The organism is Micromonospora olivasterospora (assembly GCF_007830265.1).
Taxonomy (GTDB): Bacteria; Actinomycetota; Actinomycetes; order Mycobacteriales; family Micromonosporaceae; genus Micromonospora; species Micromonospora olivasterospora.
The window spans coordinates 2,913,657-2,934,061 of record NZ_VLKE01000001.1 but is presented as its reverse complement, the minus strand read 5'-3'; the positions used below and the strand labels follow the sequence as shown (position 1 = coordinate 2,934,061).

Here is a 20,405-nt window from a genome sequence, read left to right as displayed (position 1 = left end):
CCGACCCTGCTGCCCTATCTCCAACGGGTCCACCACCATCAGCTGTTCTTCGCGAAGATGCAGCGCCAGAAAGCCCGCAACGGCCAGCAACGATTAGGCAAACGCGGCCGGCAACCCCGCAAGTCCACATCGAAACCGATCACGTCGGCGCCGGTCTGCGGCTGGACACAGCCGCCGATGTTCGAGGCGCACCGCGACTTCACCGCGTTCGACCGCGCCGCCACGCCGACCTCGCCAACCCGTGGTTGCTGCGTGCCCAGCACGAGGCCAGGAGGTGGGGCGAGGCCCACGGCTGGACCCACTGGATCGCCAATGATGTCGACCGCGCCCTGGTCATCCTGCTCTCCCACCACACCGCTGGCGAGAAGGTCCGCTACAGCCAGATCATCCCCGCGCTACGCGCCCACGGCCTCAGCGTCGGACGCACCGCCGAGATCCTCACCCTCGTCGGACTGCTCGACGATGACCGGCCCTCCCAGTTCGACGCCTGGCTGGACTCTGCTGCCGAATTCGGTTCAGGCGGCGAGGGCGAGGTCGAGGCGTTGGAGGTTGCTGGTCCGGCCTGGTTGGAGGGGGTGTCCGGTTGACCAGGCGTGGAGCCGGATGAGGTTGAGGGCGGTCGCGGAGAACACGTGTTGGAGGTGGGTTTTCGCGGTGCCGCGGTAGCGGGCGTGGCGGATGCCGGTGATTGCGAGGGCCTGGCTGATTGTGCTTTCGATTCCGGCGCGCAGCTTGTACTTGTCTGGCCAGTCTTCGGTGGTCTGCCGGGCGCGGGCCTGGGCCAGGGCGTGGTGCAGGTCGCGGGGGTAGAACGTGAGCTGTCGGCCGCCGCGTTTCGCGGTGGTGCACTGTGCCTGTGCGGGGCAGGGCCGGCAGGTGGTGCCGGCGAACTTCACCACGATGACTTCGGTGCCGCGTTGGGTGGCCGGGCTCCAGCAGGAACTGGTGCGCCCTTGCGGGCAGGTGACCTGCCGGGTGTCGAAGTCGATGGTGAAGGCGGTCTTGTCGTATCCGGTGCCGGCGCGGGCCTGGGCTGACTGGTCGAGCAGGGCGGGGGTCACGAGGGTGACTCCGTAGGTGGTCGCGGCGGTGGCGATGACCTCGGCCGAGGGGTAGCCGGAGTCGAGGTAATGCTCGGCGGGCAGCAGTTCACGTTCGTGTAGCTGCTGGTGGATGCCGGTGGTGGCCTTCACATCGGGGACGGTGGCCGCGGTGGTGGCCACGTTCGTGATCAGGTTCGGGGTCCGTGGCTTGCGGTCAGCGGGCTCGGCTCGTTCGTCCTGGCCGGCGGGTGTGTAGGAACCCCGGTCATCATCGCAGGTCTCCGTCAGGTGAACCTTGAATCCGTTCCAGAACAGGTCCTCACCCTTGGCGGCCCACCGGGTATCCGTGTCGTAGGGGGAGGTGATCCGTGATCTGGCGGGCGGGAGACCGTCTGTGTCTGCCTCCCGCCGCCGGATCACCTCCCGCCCTCGCGTGTCGATGGTGATGTAGTAGTTCTGCACCAGCACGATGCGCAGCGTCTGCACGGCGGGCAGTTCACGCAGCCAGGCCGGGGCGCTGGGGGCGAATACCGCGCGGAGCAGGGCTACCGCGTCGGCGCCGTAGACCTGCGCGAGGCGGTCCCGCTTGGCCGCCGAGGCGGGTAGCCGCCAGGAATCCACGCGGGGTCCGTACCGGTGCGCCCACTCGCCGACGTCGATCACCGTAGCGAGCCAGGACCCGGCGGCCACCGTCAACGCTTCCAGGCAGGCACGTACCGACTCGCCGGCCAGTTCCAGACGGTTGAGGTCGCGGACCGCGCTGATCACGTGGGTGGAATCGGTGCGCTGCTTACCGCCGGCACTGACCAGGCCCTTGTCGGCCAGCACCGCGAGCATCCTGATGAAGACCTGTTCCTCCAGGCCGTGTTCGACCAGCCGGGCCCGGAACTTGCTCAACACGCTGGCATCGAACCCGGGATCGGTCAGTTCCAGCGCGAGGGCGTACTTCCAGTCGATGGCCCGGGCCACCATCTGCGCGGCTTGCCGGTCGGTCAGGTTCTCCGCGTACTGCAGGGCGGTCACTAACGCCAGCACACCCGGGGACTCGGCTGGGGCGCCCCGAACGCCGAACGCGGCAGCGAACTGTTCATCGGCGAACACCTGACCCAGCTCGTCACGGGCAAACATCGCCACGCTGCCCTGCGGGAACGCCGCCCGGGCCACCAGCACCGTCTGCTCCGGAATCTCCACCCGCGACCGCGGCTGCATCGACACCCGTACACCCCCATCCCGCGGCCGCCAACGAGGAGAACACGACCGCGAACAGAGATCATCACCCCAGAACCAGCCAGCCAGAACGATCCCGACGGCGTGTCACGAATTCGGCAGCAGAGTCGTCGTGTCTCGTCGTCAGGTGGCTGGCCAGGGCGTGGGGATGTTCGCGCCGCGGTAGAGGTACCGAGTGGTGCTCAGTTTCTCCGGGTCGAACAGTTCCCGTTGGCCGTGGGGCCACCATCCGCCGTCGCAGTAGCGGCGGCGCAGTTCCTTCCAGGTGCTCCGGCGGTGTTTGCGCCGGAGCCATCGCCAGACCGTCTGCCACAGGTAGTGGCTGAGGTAGGCGAAGGTCGCCGACGACACACCGGGCCGGAAGTAGGCACACCAGCCCCGTACCGCCTGGTTGAGCCTGCGGATCAGGTCATCCAGCGGCTGGTTCACCTCGACCTGCCGGCATAGGGTCTTCACCTTGGCCATCACCGCCTTGAGCGACTTCTTGGCCGGATAGGTGTAGATGTAGTGCCGATTGGTGCCCCTCTTGCGGTGACGCTGGATGCGCCACCCGAGGAAGTCCATCCCCTCGTCGATATGGGTGATCAGAGTCTTGGCCTCCGACAGGCGCAGGCCCATCGTGGCCAGGACCCCGGCGATCTCGTCCCGCAGCGCTTCGGCATCCGCCCGGCTGCCCTTGATCATCAGGCACCAGTCGTCGGCATACCGGACCAGCTTGAAGTTCGGCAGACCGCGCCGAAGCCGTCTGGCCTTCTCAACCCTGCTGTCGGGGTACTCGTTGGAGTGCAGAGGTGAGTACGGCTGATCTTGCAGAGGTCAGGTGTCGCGGTGGGCGCCTTGTTCGTCACGGTGGGTTGCGTCTTGCAGGCGCAGGCGGGTGAGGCCGAGCATGTCGATCAGCCATCCGGGTCCGCCGGTGATGCCGCGGGCGCGTAGGAGGGTGTCGACCTCGTGGTGGGTCGCCGGAGTGGTGCGGGCGAGGAAGTCCTCGCAGATCTGGAGCAGGAGTTGCAGCAGGTCGCCGCGGTTGGTGTCGCTGGTGGCTGCGGGGTCGTCCGGGGTGGCCGGGGTGGGCATCAGGCGACGTTCTCGATGGCGGTGAGGCGGTTCTTGAGTCGGTAGCTGGGGCCGTTGATGGGGACGACGTCGCAGTGGTGCAGGAGCCGGTCGAGGATGGCGGTGGCCAGGACCTCGTCGCCGAAGACTTGGCCCCATTCGCCGAAGCCTTTGTTCGAGGTCAGCAGGGTGGAGCCCTTCTCGTAGCGTTTCGAGATCACTTGGAAGACGAGGTTGGCCTCGGGTCGTTCGAGGGGTTGGTAGCCCACTTCGTCGATGACCAGGACGGTGGGGCGTAGGTAGGTTTGCAGCTTGCGGGCCAGGCGGCCGATCGCGTCGGCGGCGGTGAGGTGGCGGACCATGTCGTCGAGGGTGGTGAAGTAGACGGTGAATCCGGCTCGGCAGGCGGCGACCGCGAGGGACACGGCGATGTGGGTCTTGCCGACGCCGGGTGGGCCGAGGAGAGCGACGTTGGCCTTGGCCTGCACGAATGCGAGGGTCGCGAGGTCACGGACCTTGCGGGGGTCCAGGTCGGGTTGGAAGCTGAAGTCGTAGTCGTCGAGGGTCTTGTGGTGCGGCAGCTTCGACAGGCGTAGCCCGGCGCGGAAGCGGCGTTCGTCGCGGACGGCGAGTTCCTCTTCCAGGACGAGGTCGAGGAACTCCAGGTAGCCCATGGCTTCGGTGTCGGCCCGGCCGGTGAGTTCCCGCAGCGTCTTGGCCAGGTGAGGCAGGCCGAGTTTGGTGGCGCTGGCGTGGATGCGGTTGGTGACCAGCTCACTCACTTCGAGACGTCCTTCAGGTGTGGGCGGTTGGTGAACGGGCTGGCCGCAGCGATCTGCTCATAGACCGACAGCGGCCGGGCCTCGACGGCGATCTGGGCGGCGGCGGCCCGGTTGAGCAGGGCTTGCAGCGGCCCCTGGCCGCCGTCGTGACGGGCCGGTCGGCGTGCGGTCGACTGCCCGCTGTCGGGGTCGCCGATGGTGACGGCCCGGGTGTGTCCGTCGGGCAGACCGTCCCAGTGGCTCTCGTCGACCACGCGGGCGCCGCGGCCCACGGCCCGCTGGTGCGTGGCCAGCAGCGTGGTGCCGTCCAGACCGGGCACGATGGCGTGAATAGTGATCGTGGCGGCGGTCGCCCGAATCTCCACGAGTTGGCGGTGGCGGACCCGTCGGGCCGGCACGGAGTAGAGGTTGCCGGCGTAGGCGACCAGGCAGTCCTTGCCGACGTGCCGCAGATGCCGGTCGGCGACCACATACGGCCGGGCGGGGATCGGTCGCAGCGCGGCGTGGTCGCGGACCGCCCGCACGCCGATGATCTCGCCGTGGGTGCGATGCCTTACGGCCCGCCGCTGTGGCACCCAGGCCATGAACGTGGCGTCGAGTTCGGCCAGCGACGAGAACGCCCGCCCGGCCAGGACATGATCGCGGATGATGGTGACCTGCAACGCCGTTGCGTTTGGCGATCGGCGGATGAGTCAAGGGGGACTTTGAAGACGCGAACGGGACTTCTGATAGATCAACTTGTGTCGAGCAAGAAGATCATGCCTCAGGAGTCCCGTTGCAGGAGAAGTCTGTCATCACCCGGTCGATCGAGGTAGCCGGGGGTGTGCACGCGCCCGGACATCTGGGCGAGTTGACCCAGATCATCGACTTCGACCTGGTCGACGCGGTGCTGGAAGAAACCGGGACACGCGAGAAGCGGCTGCGGCTGCTGCCGTCTCGGGTCGTGGTGTACTTCGTCCTCGCACTCGCCCTGCTCGACCGCTGTTCCTACCGAGCGACGTGGGGGAAGCTGACCGCGGCCCTGGCCGGCTTGTGCCTGACGCGGCCGAGTATCTCCTCACTGTCACGCGCTCGCCGCCGGGTCGGAGTAGCGCCGCTACGGCGCCTGTTCGAGACCCTGGCCGGTGCCGTCGGTCTGCTCGGCCAGCCCGGCGTGTTCTACCGGGGCCTGCGTACCGTGGCCATCGACGGCACCCACCTGCACGTGCCCGACGAGGAACGGGTCACCTGGCGCTACCCCAAACGCGTAGGAGACAAGCTGGAGTTCGGCTACCCGCTGCTACGGCTGCTCGTGGTGATCGAGTGTGGGACCCGCGCCCTGCTCGCCGCGGCCTTCGGCCCCGAAACAGAAGGCGAACTGGCTTACGCGCGGCGGCTTCTGGGCGTCCTGGACCGCACGATGCTGCTGCTGGCCGACGCCGGCTTCGACGCCGCGGAATTCCTGCGCGACGTCGGCGCCACCGGCGCGCAGTTCCTGGTCCGCTCATCCGCCCGCCGCTGCCCGACCATCCAGCGTCGCCTACCCGACGGCTCCTACCTGGCCCGCATCGGCTACGGCAGCCTACCCGCTCTCATCCTGGTGCGGGTCATCGAAGCGCAGGTCACCGTCACACTGGCCGACGGCAGCCTGCGGCGCGAGCAGTGGCGGCTGATCACCAGCCTGACAGACCACACCCGCTACCCCGCCCACGAACTCGTGGACCTCTACCACGAACGCTGGCAGGCCGAAACCACGTATTTCTCGATCAAAGCGACCATGCTCGACGGCCGCGTCCTGCGCTCCCGCAGCATCCCCGGGATCGAGCAGGAGGTGTACGCCCTGCTCACCGCCTACCAGGCCCTCATCCGCGCGGCAGCAGACGCCACCTGCACCCAGCCCGGCCTGGACATGGACCGGATCAGCTTCACCGTCCTCATCGACGCCGCCGCCGACACGATCACCACCGCCAGCGGAATCCTTCCCGGCAGCTCAACCGACCTCCTCGGCACGATAGGCCACGCCGCGCTGGCCGACCTCCTACCCGCCTGGCGCCGCCCTCGAATCAAGGCCCGCTCCCGCAAGAACCCGACCAGCAAGTACAGCCCGAACGCCGGACAGCACCCCGCAACCACGCAGACCTACACCTTCCACGCCGACATCACAATCTTCGAAAAGGGGCTTGCCTCCCGCTCACGGCGCTAAACGCAACGGTGTTGTGGTGACCTGCCGTTCGACCCGCCCTTTGCCGGTCGGCCGATAGGCGGCCAGCACATCGATGTCGAAGTCGTAGTGCCCGGCGAACGCGACCGCTTCCGGGTGCAGCGGCACCGCCTGGCCCGGGGCGACATGCCGGCGGACCACGGTCTTGGTCCGGTCGTAGACGATCGCCCCGGGAACCCCGCCGAAGTGCGCGAACGCCCGCCGGTGACACTCCCAGAACGCGGCCAGGTCCCGGCTGGTGGTGAAACAGCAGAACGGGTCCCGCGAGTACGACAGCACCATGTGAAACGAGTACACCTTCGGGATCCCGACATGGGCCAGGATGCCGCCTTCGTCGCCCCAGTCCACCTGCGCCTGGGCGCCCGGAACGACCTCGAACCGGCGGTGCAGCCCGGCCAGCTGATCCGGACTGATCCCCAACTCCGCAGCGATCCGCGGCCGGGCCTGCTGCAGATACAGCTTCACCCGCTGATAGTTGCCGGTGAACCCGTACTGCTCGACAAGGCGTTCATGGATCACCGTGCCCTTGAGCAGCAACTCCGCCCGCAGCCACGCATCGACCACGTGCGCGAACACGTCGATCAACTGCCCCCGAGCCGGCCGCGCCCGAACCGGCGGCACCACCTCGCCGCTACCAGCAGCCAGGTACTTCTTCACCGTCCGCCAGTTCAGGCCCGTCTCACGAGCGATCTCCGAGACACTCGCACCAGCCTCGTGCAACGCCCGGAACCGGCGCACATCCAGCCACCGCTGCTCATCCATCGCTCCCATCGCCAGCCGCCCCACGTCTGCCCGATCACGACCCGAGCAGCCTCACCCTCAGTCACCCGCTGACGACGGACAAACAGTGCGCACCTCTGCAAGATCAGCTGTACTTAGCTCTGCACTCCAGGCCGTACCCCGACACCTGCCGGTGGCCGGGCCACCGGGGCGCTGGGCGACATACTCGTCCAGCACCGACAAGGCGATGTTGCTCAGCAACGGGGACAGGATCGACCCCTGCGGAGTGCCGGCGTTGGTCTCCCGCAGTTGGCGGTCCTCGCCGAGGATGCCCGACTTCAGGAACGCCTTCACCAGGTCCAACACGCGCTTATCGGCGATGCGGCCACGTACCCGGCCCATCAGGGCGGTGTGGTCGATCTCGTCGAAGCAGGCCTTGATGTCACCTTCCACGACCCACTCGTAGCTGCGTGGTCTCGTGGCCAGGTAACGGATCTCGGCCACCGCGTCATGGGCCCGGCGTCCCGGGCGGAACCCGTAGGAACACGGGAGGAAATCCGCCTCGAAGATCGGCTCCAACACCAGCTTCATCGACGCCTGCACCACCCGGTCGGTGATCGTCGCGATCCCCAACCGGCGCAACTTGCCACCGGGCTTGGGGATCATCCGCTCCCGCACCGGCACCGGCCGGAAACTGCGATCCTTCAACGAGGCCCGCAGCCCGTCGAGGAACCCCTCGACTCCGACCCGCACGACGATGGACAGCGCCGTGGCGCCGTCCACCCCAGCGGTCTTGGCGCCCTTGTTACTGCGCACCCGATCCCACGCCACCAACAGGAACGCTCGATCGGTGACGAGGTTGAACAGGTCATCGAACACGCGACGAGGATCATCACGAGCCCAACGATGCAGCGTGGCCTGGATCCCCAGTACCCGGTCTTCGGCCCGGCGAAGGGCCGACTCCAGCTCGTCGGTATTCACCGGCGACAACCTCCTGGCATTCCCGCATCCGTACTGCTCGACTTGCTGGCCCCCTTCGCCCTGCGTCCGGCTCTCCCGGACCCCGACGGCGGGTCGTCACGCCCGCGACTACTACGAGGCCTCCGCCCCGACCAGCCACCCGTCAGCGGCAACTCACCTGCCCACAACCGTCCTGGATAGACAGCCAGCGGGCGGACAGCCGGTCGGTTCCCACGTTCACTTATCGATCGATCGGCCAGCGAGGCGCCCAGCTCTACTCCGGCAGCATCGCCGCGGCTACGCCGCAGACCTTCACCACGGCCTCCCCACCGTCGGAGCCACACGGCTTCGGAGTCGACCACCACAAGACCGCGGCGGTCGTGCACTGCACACCGGCCCAGATCCACCAGGTTTCGAGCCGGCTTCGCTGTTACGGAGCTTCAACCACTGGTTCACTCGCGTTACACCGTCTGGCCTCGCCGAACAGGCCCGCACCGTCTGGCAGTCCCGGCACGTCCCGCCCCCGTCAGGGCCGCTTGCCACCCTCACCGCCGCTGCTGCGGATCAGGCTGCCCTCAGGCTTCACCAGGCCGCTGCGACGACCCGGCGGGAAAGGTCTCCCACCCCTCCTCGATCAATCAGCGCTACATGGCGCACAACTCCGCCGCGAAGAAAGACGCCGCGGACTTCAGGATCTGGTTCGCCCGCCGCAGCTCACGCACCTCCCGTTCCAACGCGGCGAGGCGTTCGGCGTCGCTGCTGGTGGTGCCCGGCCGCTCACCGGCGTCGGTCTCGGCCTTCTTCACCCACGTGCGCAACGCCTCCGGATGAACCCCGAGCTGACCGGCGATCCGCCGGATCGCTCCGACCGCGGACGCCGGATCCCGGCGGGCCTCGACGGCCAACCGGGTCGCACGCTCACGCAGCTCATCGTTGTACTTCTTCGGTGCGGGCATCGCTGGTGTTCCTCCCAGGTTTCGATGTCTCCATCAAACCCGGTGCGGAACAGTAGCCCTGCTCCGCGCGGTATTCGCCCCCAGCGCCCCGGCCTGGCTGCGTGAACTGCCCGCCGTGCAGACGCTGCGCATCGTGCTGGTGCAGAACTACTACATCACCATCGACACGCGAGGGCGGGAGGTGATCCGGCGGCGGGAGGCAGACACAGACGGTCTCCCGCCCGCCAGATCACGGATCACCTCCCCCTACGACACGGATACCCGGTGGGCCGCCAAGGGTGAGGACCTGTTCTGGAACGGATTCAAGGTTCACCTGACGGAGACCTGCGATGATGACCGGGGTTCCTACACACCCGCCGGCCAGGACGAACGAGCCGAGCCCGCTGACCGCAAGCCACGGACCCCGAACCTGATCACGAACGTGGCCACCACCGCGGCCACCGTCCCCGATGTGAAGGCCACCACCGGCATCCACCAGCAGCTACACGAACGTGAACTGCTGCCCGCCGAGCATTACCTCGACTCCGGCTACCCCTCGGCCGAGGTCATCGCCACCGCCGCGACCACCTACGGAGTCACCCTCGTGACCCCCGCCCTGCTCGACCAGTCAGCCCAGGCCCGCGCCGGCACCGGATACGACAAGACCGCCTTCACCATCGACTTCGACACCCGGCAGGTCACCTGCCCGCAAGGGCGCACCAGTTCCTGCTGGAGCCCGGCCACCCAACGCGGCACCGAAGTCATCGTGGTGAAGTTCGCCGGCACCACCTGCCGGCCCTGCCCCGCACAGGCACAGTGCACCACCGCGAAACGCGGCGGCCGACAGCTCACGTTCTACCCCCGCGACCTGCACCACGCCCTGGCCCAGGCCCGCGCCCGGCAGACCACCGAAGACTGGCCAGACAAGTACAAGCTGCGCGCCGGAATCGAAAGCACAATCAGCCAGGCCCTCGCAATCACCGGCATCCGCCACGCCCGCTACCGCGGCACCGCGAAAACCCACCTCCAACACGTGTTCTCCGCGACCGCCCTCAACCTCATCCGGCTCCACGCCTGGTCAACCGGACACCCCCTCCAACCAGGCCGGACCAGCAACCTCCAACGCCTCGACCTCGCCCTCGCCGCCTGAACCGAATTCGGCAGCAGAGTCACCGTCCTCCCCAAACAGCCGCAGCCGGAAGCCAGGCCACACGAGCCCATGCGCCGGCTACCCGTCACCCTCATCTCCGCCGACGTCATCTCCCGCATGGGGGTGATCGGCCAGTTACGGCCCCGTCCGGAGGTGCTGCTGCTCGACGACACCGAAGGCGACCAGGCCCAGGCCACACTCGTCATCGCCGACAGCGTCGACGAGCCGACCCTGCGGGCACTACGGGCGCTGCGCATCCGGAAAGCTCCCGGCCTGGTGCTGGTGGTAACCCACATCGATGACGCCGGGCTGGCCGCCGCGGTGGAACACGGGGTCCTCGGGCTCGTCCGCCGAGCCGAGGCCAGCCCAGAACGCCTCGTCACGGCGATCCGCGCCGCCGCAGCCGGCGAGGGCAGCATCCCCGCCGACCTGCTCGGCCGGCTCCTGCAGCAGGTCGGGGCGCTGCAACGGGACACCCTCGGGCCACGTGGAATGACCATCCTGCGCCTGACAGGCCCGGAGGCGGCAGTGCTGCGCCTGGTCGCCGACGGCTACGACACCGCCGAGATCGCGGCGAAACTCTGCTACTCCCCACGCACGATCAAGAACATCCTGTACGACGTCACCAACCGGTTCCACCTACGCAACCGCTGCCACGCCGTGGCATACGCGCTCCGCACCGGCCTCATCTGACCCCGCACCAGCGCAGCTGACGCCAGTTCAGGCCGCCTACTACGGCGGCTGAGACCTCCGACCAGGGCCGGCGTGAGACGAACGTGGTGCCCTCTCGGGCCAGCCCGTCCCGACCAGTAGCGCACCACCCTGAACGAGCAGTAGCCTGCCTCGCAGCGACACAGACCAGAACCACCCGCTCATGCCCACCCAGGCGGATATCAAGCCAGGTGCCCGTGATCGGGTAACCTGGTGACGCAGCGGGCCGTTAGCTCAATGGCAGAGCTGAGGACTTTTAATCCTTAGGTTCTGGGTTCGAGTCCCAGGCGGCCCACCTTTGAACTGGGAAAATAGTCCACCATAACTATTTTCCGCTTCCCTCGGTCGGGGCATTTGTCGGATTTTTCGGCTTAGCGTGCGAGCACCCACCGAGCACCCAGCTCTGGAATGACGCCATGCGACGCCGCGCGACGTCGCCGGTCGGGGGTGTGATCCGGTGCCGCGAGGCGATGCATGTCGCCGCATTCCGCGGCGAGAGCCTGGGCTCCCGTCTACCTGCGCCAAGCCAGCTGTGGCGTCGGTGTTGGGAGCGTAGGGCGAGGGGCGACGAGGGCGTCTCGGCCGGCGGAGTTGCGGGTGTCTGGGGTGCGTGTGGTGGTGGGCCGGATGCGGTCGGACATTCTGGCGTGCCGACCGCATCCGGCGTCGTGTACCACCGACGGTGCGTGCGTTACGCGGCTCGTCGGCGTCGGCGGGGGACGAGCTTGGCGGCGGCTTCGGCTTTGGCGCGTTCGACGTCGAGTTCGGCGATGACGGAGGTGTAGGTGTCGGTCATCGCGAGGGAGGAGTGGCCGAGCAGTTCCTGGATGTCCTTGAGGTCGGCGCCAGCCGCCTTGAGGTAGGTGGCGGCGCAGTGCCGTAGGTCGTGCAGCCGGATCGGGGGTAGCCCGGCGTCGCGGACGAGGGCTTCGAACCGGTCGGTGACGGCCTGGGGGTGCCAGGGCTGCCCGTCGGGTTGGACGAAGAAGAACCCGGTGTCGGGCCACGCGGTGCCGCAGGCCAGTTTCCATCCGGCGCGGCGGGCGTGATGGGCGCGCAGCGCCGCGTGGGTGAAGCTGTCAATGGCCAGCACCCGGTTGCCGGACTCGGACTTGACCTTCTTGACCACCGGTGTGTAGCCGTGGGTGGTCAGCTGCTGGGTGACGCTGACCAGCGCGTTGTCGAGGTCGACGGCGGTGTCGGTGAGTCCGATGGCCTCGCCGCGGCGTAGGCCGCGGTGGAGGATGAGCACGAACAGCGGGTAGAGGGCGATGTCGTGGTCCTCGGCGTAGTCGAGGAACTCCCCGGCCTGCTGCGGGGTCCACACCATGACCGGGCTGGGCCGCTCGCCGGTGTCGTGCCACTTCTGTACGGCCTTGGCGGTCCACACCCGGGCCTTGGGGCGGGCGCTGGAGGGCAGTTCGACGTGGGCTGCGGGGTTGAAGTCGATCAGCCGGTTGTTGCTTCGGCGGATGGCGTCGTTGAGTGCCTTGCGCAGGGTGGCGCGGATGCGGTGCATGGTGGACGGCCTTGTGGGGCGTATGCCGCGCACGGTGGCGCGGATCCACGGCTTGTCGCTTTGCCGGGCGATCTCGATGGCGGTGTTCCGGTCGGCGATGGCGGTGAACATCGCCTCGATGTGCTCGACCCGTAACTTGACGAGGGGGATGTCGCCGAGGTGCGGGACCAGGTGGGTGCGGATGTGTGAGCCGTAGGCGAGGACGGTGGCGGGTTCGATGCCGCGCCGGGACGCCAGCCACGAGGTCAGGTACTCGCCGACGGTCGTCGCGGCGGTGGCGGGCAGCCCGGCCCGGACCCGTCGGGCGATGGTGTCGCGGTCCGGTAGCGGGGCGCCGGAGGTGACGGCGAGGAGCAGGTCGGCGATCTCGGCCGCGACAGCCGCGTCGCCGCCGGCGAGGGCGAGGGCGAGAAGGACTTTCGCGTGGTCGCGGTCGGTGACGGCGGCGTCGCGGGTGCCGAAGGTGCTGCGACGCAGTTGCCGGCGTGGTTGGCCGGGGTGGGTGGGCAGTTCGAGTTGGTAGGCCCACCGGCCGTGGGTGGGACTCCACGCCCCGCCCGCCCGCCGCAGTTGCGGGCAGCGGTTGCCGAGCTTGCGGCCGTTGCCGTCGCGGCAGGAGCAGCGTTTGAAGACGGATCCTTCCGCCATGATCAGGTGTTCCCTTCAGTCGGGGTGTGCGGCAGCCGGGGGCTGCGGATTCGGTGCGGGGTGATCCACGCGTGCCTTCCGCCCGGGATCAAGTCGCCGTCCGGCGGCGGGCTGGCCGGCTCGGGTTCGTCGGCGGCCGGCAGGTGCAGGGCGTGGAGGATGGCCGCGACCGGCACCCGGTAGCGGCTGCCGAAACGCAGCACCGCGACCGGGAACTGGCCGCGCTTGGCCAGGTCGTAGGCGACGGACCGGGACAGCCCGAAGATCCGGGCCGCGGTGGCCAGGTCGGTGACCGCACCCAGGGCGCGGATCCGCTCGGCGGTCCACGCGTCTGAGTGGTTCTCGGACGGGCGGGCAGGAGGTACGGGGTCGGAGTGGTGTTCAGGGGTGGTCATCGCAGTGGTCCTTCCGGTGATCAAAAAGTGGAAGTGTCGCCCGGCTGGATGTGGGCGGAGACGGTGAGGCGGCAGGCCGACCTGGTAGCGACACCGCAGCGAAGGCCGGCCGAGGCATCGGCGGCGCGCCGTACGCTGACGTTGTCGACAGACCGCCAGCGACCGGATCGGTCGGGGTCGGGTCGACCTGGTGGGGTCGACGGGGTGTGGTGATGCGGCGGATGCTCGCGCGCTGATCGGTCGTCGGCTCCCGCGTCGCGTAAGCCGTGCGCTGACACCCTTAAACCCGCGTTTGTGTGCGCTGGCGAACGCCTGCCCCACTCACAGCGACTCACAGCCGCTCACAGAGCTGCCTGTTGGGCCGCGTCGCTGGGGTACGCGCCCGCGCCTGGCGCCAGACCGCCGGCGCCGGCACCGGTCGCCGTGACAGTGGCTTCCGCCGATGACAAGGAGGGTGGAGTATGGTCCGCGCCGTCCGACGCCGTGGTTACGGAGATGTCATCGCGGCCCGGACATGTCACTCGGCCTATGACGTGACGGCCCGCCTGGCACTCATGTCGGTGGATGGACACGGTGCCCCTCGGACACGTCGGCGGCGCAGAGGGACGCCATGGCCACCGGTCGTTGACACGCCTGTCCGCGTGGGCGTGGTCGGTGCCGCTCGGGTATGGCCGCCGTCGGCGCGAAGGCGGGCGTGTGGCCACCGCACGTCGTCGGGCACGCGTGGCCCGTGTCCGCGAGCGTGTCCAATCCCTGTTCAGCGACCCTGCCGGACATTTGTCAACGGCCTACGTCGATGACACGGTCAAGCCTCGGCACCGCTCCGTGCGCGTCGACCAACGCCGTGGCCGCTGGCGAGCCGCGTCGCGGACATGGGCGGCATGCCACTTTGGCGCCATGTCCGCGCACGTCCGCGTCAATCGACGATGGCAGTTCGATGGTCGCGCGGTCACGTACATGTCCGGACACGCGGCGGGTGACCCGCGCCCGTCGCGGCCACCTTTGGCCTTTGCCGGCGTCCGCCGTGCGATCACGCCGTGTCCATCGGCAGACATCGTTGACATCGGGGGTGGCGTGACGCACGCGTCCGGTTGCGTCTCGGGGTGGGCGTATCCTGCCTCCGCCGAGGAACGGCGTTCGACGCGCGGGCAAGACGCCGACACCATGCTCCGGTGAGCGCGGCAGAGCCGCCATGATCGAGATCCGATGTATGCCCCGGGCGCCGCCGCCATCTCCGAGGTACGCCAGCCTCTTCGCCACCCACCCGAGCAGAACCGTGTGAGCGTCCGTGAGCCGCTGTGGGTCGCTGTGAGCGCCGACGTGTACGTTCCCGGATACCCCTTGTTGGGCACCCCGGCGCGGGCGCCGCTCGTTCTCACAGCCCTGCTCAGAACGCCGATCAACGATCCGCCTGGCCGCTGGCCCGCCCGGCACCGCGAAGCACTGTGAGTGGTTGTGAGTTCCGCAGGCGTTCGCCAGAGCACACAAACGACGGTTTTACACACGGGAGCGCGGTAGGGGCGCGGTACGTTGATCGCCGGTGGCCGCGGCACCGGGGTCTGTGGTCGCTTCGGTGGGGCGTGGTGCGCCGACACCCTCAAACCGGGCTCTGTCAGCTCTGGCGAACGCCCCCCGGATCTGACAGACCTCTGACAGCGGAGGGGCTGATCTGACAGCCCTGGTCGGAGGCTCGCCGCCTCGCACGCCGGCCTCACCGGCTCGACGGGCGGTGCCGAATGTCAGATCATCACGGCTGGACCCTGACGCTACCGCCGGACACCGCGGTGCGGGGACGGAGACGCCTGAAAGCCGGTGGCCGTGCCTCCCAGCAGGTCAACTGAGAAAGGACAACCTGGCGGCGCCTTGTCGGAGCCATGTCAGATCGTTGTTAGACGCCCGGGGCGTTCGCCAGAGCTGACAGGAGCCGGTTTGAGGGCGCGGGGAGTTTCCACGCGGCGGCCACAAGGCCGGACCCGTACCCAGCGGGTCGACTGGGCCCGGGAGGTCGGCGTCGGGCTGGTCTACGACCGTCTGCACAAGGGCGGCGCTCTACGGCCGGCAGGTGAGGTGTGGAGAGATCGTCGGTGAGCGGCCGTCTGGCGAGCTCGTTCTGGGTCTTCCATAACGTCTTCCCCTGGGACTTCACCGCGCCTTCACCACTGCTCACGACCATCGCACCCGGCGTGACGGCCGCATGCGGCTGTCAGTGCAGCACACCGCCGGTGACCGTCGCTCGTCACCGGCGGTGACATTTCCAGACTCCCTCCGTAGGAGGGAGTTCCCTTCCGCTGCTCCCCCAGAGGAGGCTGCCGGCGTTCCACGGCGGCGGGTCGAGACAGCCTCCTCCTGGTGACCCATGATCAGGCTGAACATCCCAGCGGACCGGCCGGATCTGACAGGCGGCAACAGGCGCGACCGCCAGGACGACAACGACGTCGCCAGACGCCGCCTGAAGGTGACCGACGCAAGCCGTTGACTTCCTGTCGCACCAGAGCGATCGTCGAAGACCACCCACTCTCAGATGACCAGCAACAACTCCACGCCAGCCCGCAGCTCGGCGTCGCCCGCGTCGCCTTGCCCACCCGCCCTCGCGGCCGGTCGGCCGGTTGCCGCCCCGCCACCACGCTGCTCGGCCGGGCCTGGAGCCCTGATCGTGGACTTGGTGATCCCGGCCGGTCACGATGAACTGAGCACATCAGCTTCTACCGTTGCGACGGCCCGCCGCGTGTCCAGCGCCAACCGCACCCGCGACGTAGACGATGCGCAGAAAGCGAGGCACCCGACCTCCTCGACGCGGACAGCATCGTTCCCGAGCATCACTGGGGCCCCGCCTGCTCAGCACTGACGGCTGCGGCGCTACCGGACGGAGCGGCACCGCGGTCGGGCGGTGAACCGCGACCGGCGACGAGACGCCCGTGGGCGGGTCAAGATCGGTCGCTGGCGCGCCGAGCGGGCCAGCACCCGGAACAGCGGGTCAGTCTCGACCCACCGTCACGTCGGCACGGTGCGGCACCGCTCCACGCCTCCAAGCGAGGGTTCCCGCCCCACGGCCGCAGTCCCCGCAGTCGTCCAGCGCACCTCGAACGGTCCCGTTCCGCCATCGGTGGTCCTGCCCTGCCGCCGTCCACGTCCGTCCGAGCCGAGCTGCGGCGCGGGCAGGCAGCGCAGTCCTCACGCCGTCCAGTAGATGTGACCTGTCGCCGGGCGCCCAGGCCGGGGCATGCGATCAGAGCCTGGCCGGCGAACAGGCTGCCCTTTCCCTCTTCCCGCCGCGCATCTCGTCGATCACGAGCCCGTCGCCCGACTTGCTCGCGCGCTGACAGGTGAACCCGCCACGGTGCGTGCCGTCCCGGTGACTTCGGGATCGCTACTGTCCGCGCTGGCGGGGTCCCCACCCCGGCAGCAGCGGTGGAAGCTCAGCAAGCGGTCGCCGCGGCCGTTCCGGCGGCGCCGCCTCGCCGTCGTCGCCGTACCACCGCCGTCCGTACTGATCGGGCAGGTCACCCCACCCGAAGTACGGCATCGGCTCGCTGGGCATGCCGCCGAGCGTCTCCAGCGGATCGATGCGGGACTCGCCGACGGTGCACAGGTGCGCCCAGTCGTCACCGAAGTCGAACACGTACGCGAACTGCTCGCCGCCACCCAGATGACTCAGCTTGGCTCGGTCGCTGTCGACGCTGCCCTCGGGGGCATCGCCGTCCCACAGCTCAAGCGACGTGACCTGGGTGTGGTCGGCCAGCGTGAACATGTGCATGTGGGCCAGGTCCCAGCGGGCGAACGCTAGGTCGATCGCGTCAGCGAGCTGGGCGAAGGTATGCGACCGGCTCGCCGCGAAGACCCTGCCCGGCCGAGGCCACAGGTCGACGCCCCGACCGGAGACCAGCTCGACCCGTACGGACAGCCAGGTACGCGCCACCGCTCCCCCTCCCACCGACAACCGTCGCCACCACCGCCTGAACACTACGAAACGTCACCGGCGCACTTTGGCTGCGGCCGTCTCCCTGGCGTCGGACCTGATCGATTTGGCGTGCGTCCCATCGGCGGGCGCACGACCTGCCAGGCTCGGCGACGTCGGCGTCATGTGGCACTCACAAGCGCCCCAACGGCGGGAGCGACCGCATCGCAGTGGGCCATCGCCAGCCCGACAAGCTCCCTGCCGCACCAGCCCGCACGGCGTTTCGACTCTGCTGCCGAATTCGTGACACGCCGTCGGGATCGTTCTGGCTGGCTGGTTCTGGGGTGATGATCTCTGTTCGCGGTCGTGTTCTCCTCGTTGGCGGCCGCGGGATGGGGGTGTACGGGTGTCGATGCAGCCGCGGTCGCGGGTGGAGATTCCGGAGCAGACGGTGCTGGTGGCCCGGGCGGCGTTCCCGCAGGGCAGCGTGGCGATGTTTGCCCGTGACGAGCTGGGTCAGGTGTTCGCCGATGAACAGTTCGCTGCCGCGTTCGGCGTTCGGGGCGCCCCAGCCGAGTCCCCGGGTGTGCTGGCGTTAGTGACCGCCCTGCAGTACGCGGAGAACCTGACCGACCGGCAAGCCGCGCAGATGGTGGCCCGGGCCATCGACTGGAAGTACGCCCTCGCGCTGGAACTGACCGATCCCGGGTTCGATGCCAGCGTGTTGAGCAAGTTCCGGGCCCGGCTGGTCGAACACGGCCTGGAGGAACAGGTCTTCATCAGGATGCTCGCGGTGCTGGCCGACAAGGGCCTGGTCAGTGCCGGCGGTAAGCAGCGCACCGATTCCACCCACGTGATCAGCGCGGTCCGCGACCTCAACCGTCTGGAACTGGCCGGCGAGTCGGTACGTGCCTGCCTGGAAGCGTTGACGGTGGCCGCCGGGTCCTGGCTCGCTACGGTGATCGACGTCGGCGAGTGGGCGCACCGGTACGGACCCCGCGTGGATTCCTGGCGGCTACCCGCCTCGGCGGCCAAGCGGGACCGCCTCGCGCAGGTCTACGGCGCCGACGCGGTAGCCCTGCTCCGCGCGGTATTCGCCCCCAGCGCCCCGGCCTGGCTGCGTGAACTGCCCGCCGTGCAGACGCTGCGCATCGTGCTGGTGCAGAACTACTACATCACCATCGACACGCGAGGGCGGGAGGTGATCCGGCGGCGGGAGGCAGACACAGACGGTCTCCCGCCCGCCAGATCACGGATCACCTCCCCCTACGACACGGATACCCGGTGGGCCGCCAAGGGTGAGGACCTGTTCTGGAACGGATTCAAGGTTCACCTGACGGAGACCTGCGATGATGACCGGGGTTCCTACACACCCGCCGGCCAGGACGAACGAGCCGAGCCCGCTGACCGCAAGCCACGGACCCCGAACCTGATCACGAACGTGGCCACCACCGCGGCCACCGTCCCCGATGTGAAGGCCACCACCGGCATCCACCAGCAGCTACACGAACGTGAACTGCTGCCCGCCGAGCATTACCTCGACTCCGGCTACCCCTCGGCCGAGGTCATCGCCACCGCCGCGACCACCTACGGAGTCACCCTCGTGACCCCCGCCCTGCTCGACCAGTCAGCCCAGGCCCGCGCCGGCACCGGATACGACAAGACCGCCTTCACCATCGACTTCGACACCCGGCAGGTCACCTGCCCGCAAGGGCGCACCAGTTCCTGCTGGAGCCCGGCCACCCAACGCGGCACCGAAGTCATCGTGGTGAAGTTCGCCGGCACCACCTGCCGGCCCTGCCCCGCACAGGCACAGTGCACCACCGCGAAACGCGGCGGCCGACAGCTCACGTTCTACCCCCGCGACCTGCACCACGCCCTGGCCCAGGCCCGCGCCCGGCAGACCACCGAAGACTGGCCAGACAAGTACAAGCTGCGCGCCGGAATCGAAAGCACAATCAGCCAGGCCCTCGCAATCACCGGCATCCGCCACGCCCGCTACCGCGGCACCGCGAAAACCCACCTCCAACACGTGTTCTCCGCGACCGCCCTCAACCTCATCCGGCTCCACGCCTGGTCAACCGGACACCCCCTCCAACCAGGCCGGACCAGCAACCTCCAACGCCTCGACCTCGCCCTCGCCGCCTGAACCGAATTCGGCAGCAGAGTCAATACCCTGGTCAAACGCACGCCGTTTCCCAATCTTCAGTTTCTGACCTTCGACAAGCCAGAAACCTAGACGGGACACGGCGTGCCCTGTCGATCAGGGCGTCAACCCACCCACGAGAACATCACAAGAGCCTGAAAAACTCGGTCCACCGCGCCTCGGAATCAACAAACGCAGCCGATCGCCTCCAGTCGCCTCCTTTCGAGCCAACAGACCCAACGCGTGGTGTTGAACCTGCAGGACTGGCGCGGTGACCTCGCCGCCCTGCAGAAGCAGTTCGACGACTGGCCGATCGAGCACCTCAAGGAACTGGCGGCGGTGACCCGAAGCGGTGCGATCATTCAGATCGTCCGGCGAGACTGAGAAGGCAGGCAGCACGTGGGTATCGAATACCGACTGACGCTGGCGGGTGACATCCCGCTGGAGCAGGTCGCCTCGGTCGTCGCCCCGGAAGGCGTCGAAGAGTCTGCCCTGCCCGGCTACCCTCGGTTGCTCAGCGGCGGCCTCGAGGATGAGCTCGGGTACACCGTCACTGTCTCCGGGGGCAGCCACGGCTACTTCGACGCCGAGGACGACGACGGGACCCAGTGGGAGTGGGAGCCAGACGCGTACGTCAACGTCGTCTTCCACATGAGCAAGAACGACCAGCCCGAGGCCGCGATCCCCACCATGGTGTCGGCTGTAGGCCGCGTACTCGCCAGCCAGGCGGAAGACGCGGCGCTGGTACTGAACGGCAACTGGCTACTGCTCACACGAGTCGCCGGGACAGTACATAAGCACCGACCGTCGTGGTGGGACAACTACGGCGTTGGCGACACGATCTTCGAGTAAGCGGGAAAACTTGCTGTCACGTGGTCGGTCCGAGAGCCGAGCGGAGTAGCAGTGACCGAAGAAGAGATCATCGCAGCGGTACGTGATCGCGCAGCCGACCTACCGCCGCCCGCGTTGACGAAGGCTGTCAGCGACGCCGCAAAGGTGGTCGGCTATCCGCTCCCCA

General features: G+C 68.6%; 17 protein-coding genes, 1 tRNA gene and 2 pseudogenes. 8 read left to right on the top strand and 12 right to left on the bottom strand.

Annotated features, from left to right (window positions below; all coding sequences use genetic code 11):
• Positions 1 to 38 precede the first annotated feature (38 nt).
• On the bottom strand, positions 39 to 263 hold the full coding sequence (locus tag JD77_RS13445; RefSeq protein ID WP_145774695.1) for a hypothetical protein: 225 nt from the start codon (positions 261 to 263) through the stop codon (positions 39 to 41).
• On the opposite strand from JD77_RS13445, the gene JD77_RS13440 reads away from it, so the two are divergent.
• On the top strand, positions 246 to 587 hold the full coding sequence (locus JD77_RS13440) for a hypothetical protein (RefSeq protein WP_145774694.1): 342 nt from the start codon (positions 246 to 248) through the stop codon (positions 585 to 587). The genes JD77_RS13445 and JD77_RS13440 overlap by 18 nt on opposite strands.
• On the opposite strand, the gene JD77_RS13435 is transcribed toward JD77_RS13440, so the two are convergent.
• From JD77_RS13435 to JD77_RS13415, 5 genes are all read right to left on the bottom strand, one after another.
• Positions 516 to 2,252 carry an IS1182 family transposase gene (locus JD77_RS13435; protein ID WP_145777570.1) on the bottom strand — a complete coding sequence of 579 codons (1,737 nt, stop codon included), beginning with the start codon at positions 2,250 to 2,252 and terminating at the stop codon, positions 516 to 518. The genes JD77_RS13440 and JD77_RS13435 overlap by 72 nt on opposite strands.
• Before the next feature lie 141 nt (positions 2,253 to 2,393).
• A complete protein-coding gene (locus JD77_RS13430) occupies positions 2,394 to 2,954 on the bottom strand; it encodes a group II intron maturase-specific domain-containing protein (protein WP_211372554.1) in 561 nt (186 codons plus the stop codon).
• A gap of 132 nt (positions 2,955 to 3,086) precedes the next feature.
• Entirely contained in the window at positions 3,087 to 3,347 is a 261-nt protein-coding gene (locus tag JD77_RS13425; RefSeq protein WP_145774161.1) for a hypothetical protein, read from the bottom strand.
• Positions 3,347 to 4,108, bottom strand: coding sequence for an IS21-like element helper ATPase IstB (istB, locus tag JD77_RS13420; protein ID WP_013289162.1), 762 nt, complete (start codon positions 4,106 to 4,108; stop codon positions 3,347 to 3,349). Before istB ends, JD77_RS13425 begins: the two co-directional genes overlap by 1 nt.
• A complete protein-coding gene (locus JD77_RS13415) occupies positions 4,105 to 4,770 on the bottom strand; it encodes a Mu transposase domain-containing protein (protein WP_246140623.1) in 666 nt (221 codons plus the stop codon). Before JD77_RS13415 ends, istB begins: the two co-directional genes overlap by 4 nt.
• Before the next feature lie 113 nt (positions 4,771 to 4,883).
• Between JD77_RS13415 and JD77_RS13410 the strand changes: the two genes are divergently transcribed.
• Complete coding sequence (locus tag JD77_RS13410; RefSeq protein WP_145773096.1) at positions 4,884 to 6,290, top strand: IS4 family transposase; 1,407 nt, start codon at positions 4,884 to 4,886, stop codon at positions 6,288 to 6,290.
• Here JD77_RS13410 and istA read toward each other — a convergent pair.
• The 3 genes and pseudogenes from istA to JD77_RS13390 form a co-directional block, all read right to left on the bottom strand.
• Positions 6,279 to 7,070, bottom strand: coding sequence for an IS21 family transposase (istA, locus tag JD77_RS13405; protein WP_246140622.1), 792 nt, complete (start codon positions 7,068 to 7,070; stop codon positions 6,279 to 6,281). The genes JD77_RS13410 and istA overlap by 12 nt on opposite strands.
• A gap of 57 nt (positions 7,071 to 7,127) precedes the next feature.
• Entirely contained in the window at positions 7,128 to 8,009 is an 882-nt protein-coding gene (locus tag JD77_RS13400) for a reverse transcriptase domain-containing protein (RefSeq protein ID WP_145774692.1), read from the bottom strand.
• 647 nt (positions 8,010 to 8,656) lie between these two features.
• Positions 8,657 to 8,944: pseudogene (locus JD77_RS13390) on the bottom strand (transposase); the annotation flags it as partial.
• Positions 8,945 to 9,059: 115 nt separating this feature from the next.
• Here JD77_RS13390 and JD77_RS13385 point away from each other — a divergent pair.
• From JD77_RS13385 to JD77_RS13375, 3 genes are all read left to right on the top strand, one after another.
• Positions 9,060 to 10,073, top strand: coding sequence for a transposase (locus JD77_RS13385; protein WP_170286440.1), 1,014 nt, complete (start codon positions 9,060 to 9,062; stop codon positions 10,071 to 10,073).
• A 69-nt stretch (positions 10,074 to 10,142) separates the two neighbouring features.
• Complete coding sequence (locus tag JD77_RS13380) at positions 10,143 to 10,766, top strand: helix-turn-helix transcriptional regulator (protein ID WP_145774689.1); 624 nt, start codon at positions 10,143 to 10,145, stop codon at positions 10,764 to 10,766.
• A 241-nt stretch (positions 10,767 to 11,007) separates the two neighbouring features.
• Positions 11,008 to 11,079, top strand: a tRNA-Lys gene (locus JD77_RS13375).
• Between the two features lie 396 nt (positions 11,080 to 11,475).
• Here the strand turns inward: JD77_RS13375 and JD77_RS13370 are convergent.
• From JD77_RS13370 to JD77_RS13360, 3 genes are all read right to left on the bottom strand, one after another.
• Entirely contained in the window at positions 11,476 to 12,951 is a 1,476-nt protein-coding gene (locus JD77_RS13370) for a tyrosine-type recombinase/integrase (protein ID WP_145774688.1), read from the bottom strand.
• 2 nt (positions 12,952 to 12,953) lie between these two features.
• On the bottom strand, positions 12,954 to 13,346 hold the full coding sequence (locus JD77_RS13365) for a helix-turn-helix domain-containing protein (protein ID WP_145774687.1): 393 nt from the start codon (positions 13,344 to 13,346) through the stop codon (positions 12,954 to 12,956).
• 3,367 nt (positions 13,347 to 16,713) lie between these two features.
• The gene (locus JD77_RS13360; protein WP_145774686.1) at positions 16,714 to 17,262 is read right to left on the bottom strand and encodes an IS1096 element passenger TnpR family protein; all 549 of its coding nucleotides are present in this window, start codon (positions 17,260 to 17,262) and stop codon (positions 16,714 to 16,716) included.
• A gap of 391 nt (positions 17,263 to 17,653) precedes the next feature.
• Here JD77_RS13360 and JD77_RS13355 point away from each other — a divergent pair, with 391 nt between their 5' ends.
• From JD77_RS13355 to JD77_RS13350, 3 genes and pseudogenes are all read left to right on the top strand, one after another.
• The gene (locus JD77_RS13355) at positions 17,654 to 19,390 is read left to right on the top strand and encodes an IS1182 family transposase (RefSeq protein ID WP_145777570.1); all 1,737 of its coding nucleotides are present in this window, start codon (positions 17,654 to 17,656) and stop codon (positions 19,388 to 19,390) included.
• Between the two features lie 222 nt (positions 19,391 to 19,612).
• A pseudogene (locus JD77_RS32060) lies at positions 19,613 to 19,771 on the top strand (CdiA C-terminal domain-containing protein); the annotation flags it as partial.
• Between the two features lie 15 nt (positions 19,772 to 19,786).
• Positions 19,787 to 20,239, top strand: a complete 453-nt coding sequence (locus JD77_RS13350; RefSeq protein ID WP_145774685.1) for a SitI3 family protein — start codon at positions 19,787 to 19,789, stop codon at positions 20,237 to 20,239.
• Positions 20,240 to 20,405: the final 166 nt, after the last annotated feature.